Origin of the sequence: Hymenobacter baengnokdamensis, from assembly GCF_008728635.1 — a bacterium.
GTDB lineage: Bacteria > Bacteroidota > Bacteroidia > Cytophagales > Hymenobacteraceae > Hymenobacter > Hymenobacter baengnokdamensis.
Window position 1 is genome coordinate 2,345,349 of sequence record NZ_CP044285.1, and the last position, 11,690, is coordinate 2,357,038.

Annotated in this window: 8 protein-coding genes; 2 read left to right on the top strand and 6 right to left on the bottom strand. The window is 47.6% G+C overall.

What is annotated here, in order from left to right:
* Positions 1 to 606 precede the first annotated feature (606 nt).
* From F6X24_RS10020 to F6X24_RS10040, 5 genes are all read right to left on the bottom strand, one after another.
* Entirely contained in the window at positions 607 to 2,082 is a 1,476-nt protein-coding gene (locus tag F6X24_RS10020; RefSeq protein ID WP_151087862.1) for a hypothetical protein, read from the bottom strand.
* Between the two features lie 3 nt (positions 2,083 to 2,085).
* Positions 2,086 to 4,401, bottom strand: coding sequence for an ATP-binding protein (locus tag F6X24_RS10025; RefSeq protein WP_151087863.1), 2,316 nt, complete (start codon positions 4,399 to 4,401; stop codon positions 2,086 to 2,088).
* A gap of 4 nt (positions 4,402 to 4,405) precedes the next feature.
* The gene (locus tag F6X24_RS10030) at positions 4,406 to 5,743 is read right to left on the bottom strand and encodes a DNA methyltransferase (RefSeq protein ID WP_151087864.1); all 1,338 of its coding nucleotides are present in this window, start codon (positions 5,741 to 5,743) and stop codon (positions 4,406 to 4,408) included.
* Between the two features lie 83 nt (positions 5,744 to 5,826).
* Entirely contained in the window at positions 5,827 to 6,183 is a 357-nt protein-coding gene (locus tag F6X24_RS10035) for a hypothetical protein (RefSeq protein WP_151087865.1), read from the bottom strand.
* Positions 6,184 to 6,210: 27 nt separating this feature from the next.
* A complete protein-coding gene (locus F6X24_RS10040; protein WP_151087866.1) occupies positions 6,211 to 7,959 on the bottom strand; it encodes a hypothetical protein in 1,749 nt (582 codons plus the stop codon).
* Positions 7,960 to 9,203: 1,244 nt separating this feature from the next.
* Between F6X24_RS10040 and F6X24_RS10045 the strand changes: the two genes are divergently transcribed.
* A complete protein-coding gene (locus F6X24_RS10045) occupies positions 9,204 to 9,548 on the top strand; it encodes a hypothetical protein (protein WP_151087867.1) in 345 nt (114 codons plus the stop codon).
* A gap of 11 nt (positions 9,549 to 9,559) precedes the next feature.
* Complete coding sequence (locus F6X24_RS10050; protein ID WP_151087868.1) at positions 9,560 to 10,042, top strand: YfbU family protein; 483 nt, start codon at positions 9,560 to 9,562, stop codon at positions 10,040 to 10,042.
* A gap of 61 nt (positions 10,043 to 10,103) precedes the next feature.
* Here F6X24_RS10050 and F6X24_RS10055 read toward each other — a convergent pair whose 3' ends face one another.
* The gene (locus F6X24_RS10055; RefSeq protein WP_151087869.1) at positions 10,104 to 11,597 is read right to left on the bottom strand and encodes a hypothetical protein; all 1,494 of its coding nucleotides are present in this window, start codon (positions 11,595 to 11,597) and stop codon (positions 10,104 to 10,106) included.
* Between the last annotated feature and the right edge of the window lie 93 nt (positions 11,598 to 11,690).

Here is an 11,690-nt window from a genome sequence, read left to right on the forward strand (position 1 = left end):
GAGTAGGACCGTCAGTAGTTAAGGTTACCTATCGAGGCACTTAATGGCTCTGAATGGATTGTCCCGTGTCAATGAAGCTACTTGGGAAGGGAAGCAGGCTAAAAGCAGAAAAGACTCCCACGGCGGGGAGAACTTCGGAGTGTGTCCCAACTAAATTCCCCACGCCGACTCGTGGAAGTCTTGCCCAAAGATATCATTATGACTTGGCTACTGCCTCATGTGCCTTTTCCGACCACTAGCCACCGCTCACGCGTGGCCCCAGCCGAGGTTGTAGGGACCATCTTATACAAACTCAAAATCGGCTGCCACGGGCGCTGGCTGCCCGTCGCCGCGCTGTTCAGCAGGGAGCCTTTGAGTCGGCAGGGCATGTGCTATCACTTCCGCGTCTGAAGTCGGCGGCCTACTCGGTTTTGACCGAGGTCAGATTAATGACCCCAACTGGTCGTTTATGTCGGCGTAGTAACTGCCTTTGATGCTGCCTACTTGTTCCTGTTCGGCATCTCCCCATTCTAGGTGGGTACGCTCGCCGCTGAACAAGCACAATTGCTGCTGCACCCAGCAAATAATAATTTGGATGTGGGTCTAGCCTTTTTGGTGAACTTGTCCCTATGCAGTTGGCGAATTACTTTCATCAGTGGACAATGTAGTTGCTCTATTATCGGCTTCGGACGTGTCAGTTATTATTGGTGCTGTAACGTCTTCGGATTGTTCAGAGATAGAGGTTTCTGCAAGAGCTCTTTCACTGTCTGGAACTGTACGAGGGCGCAGTTCCTCAACTGCTTTTTTAGTTTCTTCTGTAGCAAGAGCAACTGGTTTTGGTAAAGAATCTTGGTACTCTTTAGCTTGTGATAAATTAAATTTTCTAACCAGTTCAGTGATTGCTGGTACTCCTACTCTGCTGTGAGCAGATGAGAACCGCTGACGCAACTGCTGTATATAGGGAGCGTTAAGCTTATAGCGGCGTTTATCCGTGGTAATTTCGCTGCTAAGAACTGAACGGAAAGCAGCATTGAATGTAATAACAGCCGGAATAAGTTTTGATTCCCCTAGATAAGGGAAAGAAGGTAGAATATGCTTAGCCTGAGCATCTTGATTGAATTTTTGAACTTGCCCTTTGTCCTCTGGTTTAGGCGGAGAAAATTCAGTAAGCAGGTTGGATTTGTCGAAAATAAGCAACTCTAACATGCCCTTTAGAGAAGGTGCTTTTGTGATTTTATCGCGAATATATACGTCACATTCTGGTGTAATAAGGATGCCATAGGTATCCCCTGGTAAATCGAAAATATCCCCAGTCATAATTGGAACATCTTGATTTGGCACAGCAGTGTAATAGATACGTTGGAAAAGTTTAGCTGCACCTTTATCCGGGTTAGATGGTAAAGCAGTGGAATCGGCTTGCTTAATTATCTCCTCCCGCAACTTAGTGTCTTGTACTAGCTCTTCTGCTAGTAAATTGTTCATCAATTCAATGACTTCTAGTATGGCATTTAGGTTATCGTTTTTGCTAGTATCATACAATACTTTTAACCACGAGCTATGCGCGGCTGATAATTCACTAAATATGCTTTGGAGAGACTGATTAATAGCACGACTCCAAACTAGGCTAAAATCAAGGTTTAAGTTCTTAGCGGAAAATATGGCAAGTTCAGATTTAATAAGCTCATATTCTGCTTCAATACCTTTAGGCTCATCAATCCGGATATTCTTACGCTTAAATTCAACACGGTCAGGGAACAATCTTAAGAAGGTTGCTTTGTCTTTTGAAGGAATTTCCGTGTTTGAGTAAATATAAATCTTAGAGAAGAGCTTAAGCGGCTCTAAAACTGGAAGAGGATGCTTTTTAAGTTTGATTCCACCAAGTCCCATCTCATCAGCTTCGAGGAACTCACCACTTTTCTCTATAAATTCCCAATCAAGTATGATGACGTCAAAATTTGAAATGGATTTTAATGCATGGTCTAAATGGTCTAAGTTGTCAACCGTCAAGACAACATACTCTTCCCTGAATAGCTGATACAGCCTGTGTTCAGGTCCATTGCTATCGTGTATCTCGTCATCTGCAAATAGTACAACTCCTTTCATTATCTATACTTCGTCAAATTTTATGAGAAAATTGGCTCCCGGTAGGGCTCGTTCGGATTCTTTGTAAACTAGTCTTATGCTAGCACCCAGACGAGCAAGCAATTCACGAGTAATAAAAAGACCGAGTCCTCTGCCAGATTCTTTGCGCGAGAAAAAGGACTCAAAAACAACATCAGATAAGTCTTCGCTTACTCCTATACCATTGTCAGAAACGAGGATTGTCCTGTTGTCACCATTAATGCGAATGAGAATCTCCTTTTGCTTACCACCCTTCTCCCTTAGCCAGTAAATAGCATTATCTACCAGATTGATAAGTATTTGCAATAAAGTCCCTTGAGTAGTATCGATTTGGAGGGGAGCACCAATACTCTCTACTGTAGCTTTGATGCCTAACGCTAACTCATGGCGGAAGTATCGCAAGGTTTTTTCAGCAACATCCCGTACATCGACTGTAACTTCTGTGCGACGGGATATTCGAAAAAGAGGCTGGATAACTTGCATCTCATTGTAAACGATATCGATATTCAATTTCAACTCGTCAATAAGCTCGTTAAGCTTTTTGGTAAGTGCGCCATCATTACGTAGACTAGACCTTAGGTCTTCAATGGTGCCAAATGTTCTTTTCAGAATCATTATGGCATCATGTGATGACTTCTCAACTGCTAAACCTAGACCAGCTAAGTCCTCATAAGTCTCTATTCGCTCCTTCAGTATAGCGCTGTTTTTATCAAAGCTTGTTTTGAATTCCTCAACTGATTCTATAAGCTTCGTATTACCAGTTTCTGCTACTTCTTTAGTTAGAGCTTTATAAGCGTTATCAAGCTTAATAGATGTCGACCCAGTAGCTTGTTTCTTTAGTAATCTAACTCGCTCAATATCTAAATCAGATTCGACCTTCATTGCATTCAGGGTGCCGACGAGTAATGCCTGAAAATCGTCGTAAGCCCCATCTATGTCCATCAAGCCGTAGCGGCTGGTAGTATCTTTAAGTTTGGGATTCTTCTTTCCCGTAATGTATACGAAGCCTATAATTTGGCTATCACTATAGTACCACCCGGCTTTTACTTGTGCGCGCCGACGTGACAATTCCAGCCAATCATAGCCTCGTTCTCCGAAAGGATATACCCTAATGCCATCGCGAAATACAAAAACACTATGGCTTTTAACGAAATCCTGTTGCGTCTTATTTAATAGAAGAAGCTCTCGGCGTTCTAGCGCGAAATCGTATACATAAAAAGAGAATGATAAGACTCCTTGTTGTGGAACTCTAAGTCTCTGCGAAGCTTCTTCGATATCGTCAGTGTCGTCTTCTATTTTTTTATTGATATCGTCACTATCACTGACTTCCTCATCAACTTCTTCCTCGTCTTTTATGCCGGCGAAACGCTTTTTGACATCAGGAGCTTGGAAATCATAGCTATTAAAGTCAAGCAGGTTAATTGTTTCGTCAACGACTCTGTCCTTATAAGGGGCTGCTGCCTTATACTTATAAGATAGAACACCTTCGGCTGAAATTGTACCTATCATTTGGAAAGGAGCTAACTTCAGCACTTCTTCCCATATTTTAAAGGGCTTCTTATGAGGGATATTATTGATTTCTAAGCTAAAATCAAAATCGGACGTTATATGATATTCCTTTGGGAAATACTCTTTTCTTAAAATGTCCGGTGGTGCTACTAATTTCTGTAAGGAAGAGGTAAGCGCATCAAAGTCTTTTTTCGTCCAGACTTGTTTCAACTTTTCGATTTTAATGATTGTGCCAGTACCCTCTCTTAAGGCCACTGGTGGGTCATTGATAACATATTCGTTTGTGACTTCGCTTAGAAACTTATAATCCTCAACGTTAAGCTTATCCTCGTTGTCATACTCTTCAAAATTAATAGTTAATTGTACTTCAAGAGTAGTGGCAGTCTTGCTATAAATGGTGATTGAGTGGCCTAACTTATTGATAGCAAAACGACCAATTCCCTTTTCCCCCTGCATCGTTCGATGCAGGATGGGAGTTTTGCGTTCCCCCTTTTTTTGGAGCAGCTTGTTTGGAGTACCAGGGTTCAAGAAGACATTCAAAAGGATGTCTTCGTCCATACCTGAACCATTATCTATAATTTCTATAGATGGTTCCAAAAGGGGTAGTGTGCTACCTGGCTTGGATACCCAGTTATTAAACCTGATGTCAACTTTTTTAGCATCAGCATCATAAGAGTTTTTTACTATTTCGACCAGTGCGACTAATTTGTCAGTAATGAGCTGGTCGCCAATGATGCCCATGATGCGAGCATAAGGCTTGAAGGAAGAGCTTCCTGATTTGACAACAGCCATTAAATTATTTTTTAAGTATTAGGATGTGCTCGGTCGGGTAAATCTCCATAGCAGTTTTACTGCCTTTCTGCGTGTTGGGCAGAATGCGGCCAGTTGTGGCGTCCCGCAGGGAGGTGAGACGCTTGTTGGGAATGGGCCGCTCCCAGACATCTTGGATTGTGCAGCCCATCGCCGAGAGCATATCTAAGAAGATAAGGTGATTTGGGATGTCGTGGCCCTTGTAGCGGCTATCGCCGATGACTATGCACAATTGTCCGTTTGGCCGCAGCGCGGTGTAGGCTCTTGAGAGGCAATTATGCATAGAGGTAAAGTACTGGTCCACGTGGCGAAGTGGAACAGGGAGCATGACTTCGCGCAGGTTGCTCAGAGCAAGACTGGCAATGAGTGCTTCGGGCAGGGGAGTAGCTGGCTGCATCTTGGTGCCGATGAAACCGCTCCGCTTAAATGATTCGACAGTTTGCGCGTTAAACAACCAAAAAACGGAGAGCTGATGCAGGTCAGCGTATTCGTAAGAAGTGAGGTAGGGAGGACTAGTAATGATGGTATCGAACAGGTTGGTACCTAACTCGTGGTTTGTCAGGTCGGCGCATACTATCTCAGGCCGGTAAGCAGCTTGCTTGTGTAGTAGCGGTGCAGCAGCCGTGTACCGTTTCTGGACTTCCTTGGCACGCTTCGTAAAAACATCAATAGCAGGAGGCACTACCCGTTTGTACTTCACCGCCGGGTTAACATCGGCCGGATTACTAGGGCGAATTGGCCGGCGGTCATGCTGCGGTTTTACACTCCAATCCAACCAGTAGGAAGAGGGCTTTAAACTACTAGAGAAGATAAGCAGAAGCAAGGCCCGTAGGTCTGAACTTGCAATGGATTCTATTTCCAGAAGCAGTAAAGCTAATTCAACTACATTATTTTCTGGAAACCAATAGGTTAACCGTTCTTGATTCTTGCCTATTAAAGCAGCCTGAACGACATCGGATTGCAGTACTAAATCAGGCGCAGTTTTGATAACACTTGCTATTACGCGTTCGATTTCTTTGCTTAATACATCGGGTTGGATTACTGCTGTTTTTGCCTGCGTAAGAAGGGTTGCTAATGGGTTAACGTCTAGCGCGTAGGAGTGACGCCCTGATAGCATTGCTTCCAAATTTGTGGTACCACTACCAGCAAAGATGTCTGCTACAATCTCTCCAGGTTGACTGTACTTAGTGACAAGCTCAGTGGCTATTTGCGGGATGAACTTGGCCGGATAAGGGTGCAGACTATGTGTGTGTGTATTAGTTAAAGCACTTCGAAAACCTAAGTCTTCTCTAGCAATAACGTTGACTTGGCGTACCATGTGCATAAATCGAAGATATAATGAAGTAAGCCATCCTAGTCGTAAGTAGGCTACTTTGGCAAGCTGTAAAGGTCACAAACTTTGAGAGCTTACTTAAAATCTGGCTCAGCTGGGTCGTCGGCGCGCAGGCCACCGGTGGCCTGGCGGATGAGTACTTTAAGGTCCTTGCGCCATTTGCCAGGGATGCGCCCTTCCAAGTGTAGTTTGCGTAGGCGCTGGCCAACTAAGTAGTCGACAACAGGTACACCAGGCAGAGGCTCTTCTAATATATTGGAAATCACGATATTATCGACGGGCCAGCCATGCTTTACAGCTAATACATTGGGCAGGGTAGCGCGGTCAAAGCTTGGGTCGATGCTTTTGACCTGCACATCTGCATACCACTCCTCGCCGATAGTTATAAGACGGTGGGTATAAAGAACAAGGTAATCGGGATTGACAGACATAAATTTAATGCGCAGATGAGTGGTAAATTACTGTCTATGAGTGCCAGCTGTGGGCAAATGGTCGCCACAATGGCCAATAATAATGCGACGCCCTTCATTATCACGATGAAAATGAATACGAAAGAGCTTTTTTGGATTATTGCTAAACTTGAGGTGTGGTTCCAAATCCAAATTAATGCCCTCAAATTCGTCTTCTCGGTGCTTGATAAGTTTAGCGCTCTTACGAGTTTCGCTGCCCTCGCTGTGAGTTAACGTCCAACTGTTGGCATCAGCATGAAAGGCTAACTCTAGGTCTTGTGGTACTTGTGGCGGCTGCTCGAAATAGAGGGGCCAGAGCTTCTGGGCTAATAGATAGAGACCAAACCATAACTCGTCAACTCCACTTTGGTAAGTAGCACTTTCGACTGAAGTAAGCGCACGAGGGGTGAAAACTATTCGGCTGGGCCAGAGATTACCGGCTAGTTTAACTACGTCTATTAATGTGCGTGGCAACTCGCTCAAAGAGTTAACTGCGGCGCTTGCAGATGCTAATTCGCCGTTTATTCTGCGCAGAGATTTCGCTTCAGTTGAACTATAAATTTTGTCGCGTCGCGCCTTACTAACTTCTTCATGGGCTGCGCTTAGTGCAGATTCTTTGGCAATATCTGCATTTAGGACATCTTCTTGAAGTTGCTTATTCTCAAGGTCTAACTTTCTCGTCTCCTGCTCAAGCCGGATATTTTCTTTCTCTAGTAGCTCATAAAACTCTTGGGTATCAGCATTGAGTTGAGCGGTGCCATTACGTACTTCTTCTACCTGGCTGCGTAGGAAATTTAAACGTGCGGTGCGTTGGGCATCTTCTACATCATCAGGTGAGAAGAGTGCTCGCGGGTGAGCAAGCGTTGCTTGGCGTATTAAGCTGGGTACGAACCACTGGCTGATTTGCTTAGCTCCTTCAGCATCAATAGTTGGGGCTGAGAAATAGCGGTGGCGCACGGCATCGCCTTTCCGAATGGAGTCGAGCCCGCGCTGATAGACGCGGATTGACCCTGGGTAGCATTGGTAAGCCTTTGGAATGTAGAGAGTTTGCTCTTGTTTTGTTTCGTAGGGTAGGCAAATGACTGCGGCAACCCCAGTCAGTTGTTCGCTTAGCTTCGCAGTGTCGATGGGGTACCTGGCACCTGGTTTGCCCGTGACGACCACTACTGGTGCCTCGCGCTGAGGGTCTTGCAGTAGCTGCCAGAGTTGTTTTATTTGTCCTTCGCCGTAAAAGTGGGGAGTAGGCGTTAGGCGTAGCGAGCCTAGGCGTACATCCCAATCGCCCCCCTTCATTAAGTACTTAATAATTAGGGGAACAGTGGGCTCTGGTGAGACGAGCGGAGCCCCCATATATTCATCGCGTAGGCAGTGTGATAAGCGTACACCAACACGTAGGCAACTGTCCGGCAGACATTCAATACCAATGTCTGTCCGCCAGCGCCGGTCTTGTGGTAGGTCTCGATCGGGGTGCTCATACCGACAAGACCAAAGTTTAGGAGGATATTCTTCGCCAGCGCTTTGCGTTTTGATAATGGTGGAATTACTGCCCATCCACTGCTTGCCTCCTAGAGAAGGGGCAAGAAAAGAATTGATATGAAACAACTCCTCAAGCAGTGCTTTGCTGTGCTTACCCAGGTTCTGTCGTAGCCAGCCATAGATGTTACCCAAGGCACCCTCCCAGGCTGTTTGCTGTGAACTGAGCGTATGCGGCTGTATAATAAATACACTTTTGTAGTGAGTGGTGTATTCGGTAAACATGGGTGGGATGTGTATGAGGTAGTCTAGTCAAGGCGCACAGAAGCAGGCTGTATATTACCTGAGTCATTAAGTGCAGAAAAGAACAAAAAAACGCCGGATAAATGGCGTAAGTACGACGATACTTTCAAGGTCGAGATCCTGCGTCCAGCCTCCGAAAGCCGCAGCACGCAAGCGGCGGCCCAGTAACTCGGCAGTAGTCCCAAAATGCTCTGTCGCTAGCAAGAAGCGAAATTCGTCGCCGAAGTAGGTAGCGTGGAAGTGGCCCGCGACCCGAAGGTACGTCAACTGCGCGCCCAACTCAAATGGGCGGAGCAGGAGCTGGACATGTTAAAAAAAGTCTTGGTCATCTTTGGCCAGCCGACTTGGTGAGCATCTATTGCTGCCTCGCTCAGTGCTGGAACCAAGTACCCGTGCGCAAGCTCTGCCAGGTGCTGCGGGTGGCACCAAGTACGTGCAGCGGCGACAACTGTCAACGCCGGAGCCAGTTTGGCAAGTAGCGGTGCGGGCAGAATTTAACTGGCATTTTAGTTAGACCACCTCACTCCTGAGGTGGTCGGGTAATTCTGGATAGCACAGGGTTTTATCTTTCGATTGTCATGAAAGGCAACCCTCAACCCGCCAAACGTCAGCGTTATGACGCCACCTTTCGGGCCGAGGCCCTGCGACTAGCCAGCAAGCATTCCAGCAACTCGGTAGGCGGCGAGGTGTACACAAGTTCCCCAGTGAAAATAAATCGTCGAAACAGACTCGCGAATGGTCACTAGGCGATTAATATTGTCCAAACTAAAAGAAGCATTAAATTGATGAACGCACGAGTACTAGTAATTATGGGGACATTGCCACTGTTGTCCGGCAGCATTACTCGGCCAGCAGGAGCCTATGACTGCCTGGTACATTCCTATAGCGGGAAGATTGGTCAACGACGCTTGCAGGTTGTTATCAACCAAGCCACTTTCAATGGGCTATTCAGCTTGCAAGGTACCTTAAGTGGCTATAATACAGTGAGCCATACGACACGGCCTGTAACAGGTACCTTTAAAGTACTCAGCCAGGGGCGGGCGGAGGTTATATTGCAAGAGCCTGGCAGCCAGCAATATGATGGAACATTCCGACTAGTTTCGGCTTGTTACAAGGACGGCACAGCACGTTTATCGGGCTCCTGGGAGTGTTATCGCTGCGAACTGCCGGCCAAAACGGTAGTATTAAATGCCGCTTCTGGGCTATATAACTAATATTGTAAAAAAATGGCCCTTACTGTTACGGACGTAGAACAATTACGCGATTACCTGTGTGGCGTAATGGCCCGTGCCGACCACCACGCCGGCAACGTTAAGGAAATCGCGCTAGCTCTGGTTGGGGGTATTCTTTGGCGCAAGGACGATGGTGAATCCATCCAAGTGATGACCCGCGATGGACAAGCCAAAAACGTGCTCTGGGTGACAATGGGCGGCCGACGCTACGCTTTCGTCTACAATCATAGTACCGGCGAGATTGACATGCGTAATGGTACTTTACAGGGGCCACTAGTGCATGCCTTTTCTAATGCTACGCCACTGGCTACGCTGCAACAGATTTTTCAGAACCTTTAATCTTCGCCTTCATGACGCGTATTGAACGACAACTACTTATCAACCAATTTAAACTATTAGCTTTCCTCGATGAGGAGAACAGCGCCGAGCATACGAGAAAAGTTGAACTACTGGAAAGCGGCCACGCTGGCTTATATGGGGAGGTGTTTTCGGGCCAGGAGGAAACAGCTGCGGCCGTAGGGGAAGAGACACACGATATATTAAGTATGTTTCGCCACCTGGAAAATGCCGTGGCAGCGTTGCCAGTTGACCAGCAGCAGCAGTTTGATTTCCAATTCAAGGGCTTTGATGCCAATAATGACCCTCACTACGCTTTCACCAAGTTTATTATTGAAAAGGAAGGACTTTACGATGAGCACGTTGGCAAACCGCTGAACTCTCACACTAGGTCCACCCTGCCCAAGTACCAAAAAATGCTGCGCGTATATAATTCGTTGACCGAGGGGAGCGGTGAATTAGGCTTTACCGAGTTGCAACAAATTGCCGCGGCATAATTCCTGGTTTTAGGGGCTATGGTAATCGAATAGTATAGTTGGGGTCAGAGAGGGGATGCAACTAGGACAACGGTAGGCCAGTAATAAGCTTGTGACAGCGTAGGGCCGTGGCCACGCCCCCGGTGTGATGGTTGCGGGGATGAACTACATAACGGCCAGCTACCTTTCCCCCAAGTGCCTGTTTCTTGCACTTCAACCAATCAAACTGTTGCGCTTTATACGTGGCGAATAGACTGTTAAAGTCGCCCGGCGTGAGCGGTGCGTAACCGTCCTGGTAAATCAGGGCAGCCCGACCACCGGAAACCAACTCGCAAAAGTAGAAGAAGCCCTTGCGGTGCTGAAGTTCGGCAATAGCTATTGCTCGGTCATCGTGCAGACTCAATAGCGAGATGCCCAGCCCGTGCAGACCCTCGTCGTTATAGAGCTGTAACAGTTCGACCCTGTAGGCAGGCTGCTGCCGGAACCAGTCCACGAAGTCCTGGAAGTAAGTGGTAAGCTGGTACTCACAGGGAGCATCCGCGAACTGTGTCACCAGCGCCTTGGTTTCATCACTGCCACCCGGCATGTGGGAGAGACTGTCTGGGGTGCGGGGAATACGACGAGAAAAAGCGCTTTCACTGGCCTCAATAGTCTTTTCAATTGATGGTTTCACCTGGGGCCAAGCGATGCCTTTCTTGGCATGCGGTCTAACCGTGGCATCCCGGTAGCGACCATTGCCGAGTTCTTGGGAGTCAAGTGGGGTAGTAGGTCGCTGACGGGTCTGGAGCAAGGTGGATTGCGACTCAGGCTCGTTTGCCTGGTCGCCGGCTGGCTTGGTCAGCCTTGACTTGCTCCCAGGCGCATCTACCAGCAACTGATGGAAACTGAACGGGTTGGTCAGGGACCAGATGCTACAGACGAAGAAGTAACGCTGCTGGCCGACCTGGAAGTGAAAGCCATTGGCCTGAAGGTGGATGGGTCGCCCGAGGTAGAAGTCTGCCTGAGGATAGGCTCCTTCTGGAGTGCGCAGTAAAGCCTGCGCCAGATTGCTGTGCGCCGCCGTAATGGCCCGTAGCGCCTGATGATTAAAGCATTGTTCGGCCAGGATGCATTGCTGGTCAGTTGAGAGGCCGCGGCGCCGGATGCTCACGTGGCCCATATACTGGTTAGTGGCCGCTGGCGTAGCTACGACGGTACAGATGGTGTCAAGCGATTCGCGGGAAAAGTAATGCTTCAAGAGCCCGGGACCAGCCTCGTAGAACAGGACGCGCAACAGTTCGAAGCATGGTATTAAAATAGTTCGACCCCCTGTCTGGCGGGTAAGTACCCAACTATCGGACGCCGCAGTTAAGAAAAGTCGCACTAGTGGCGAAGTGCTTGTCAGCTCAGCTGGCGTGAGGAGCGAATTCAGGCGACGGGCGACGGATTGATGACCGCCGAGCCAGAAGCTGTAGAGGCTGGAGAAAAGATGATGTGTCCTACCTGTCTCGGTATCCGTCACATACTGGCCGTCGGAGACGCGGTTGCCAACTGAATCCCATAGTGAGCCGAGCAGAAAGGCGTGGGAGTCGGCCATGCTAGCCTTGCAACTCAGTAGCTCACCGACGGGCTGACGGAAGCCGTCCCGTGCGCTTTTCGCCACGAAATGCAAGTCCATCTCATATTGGTA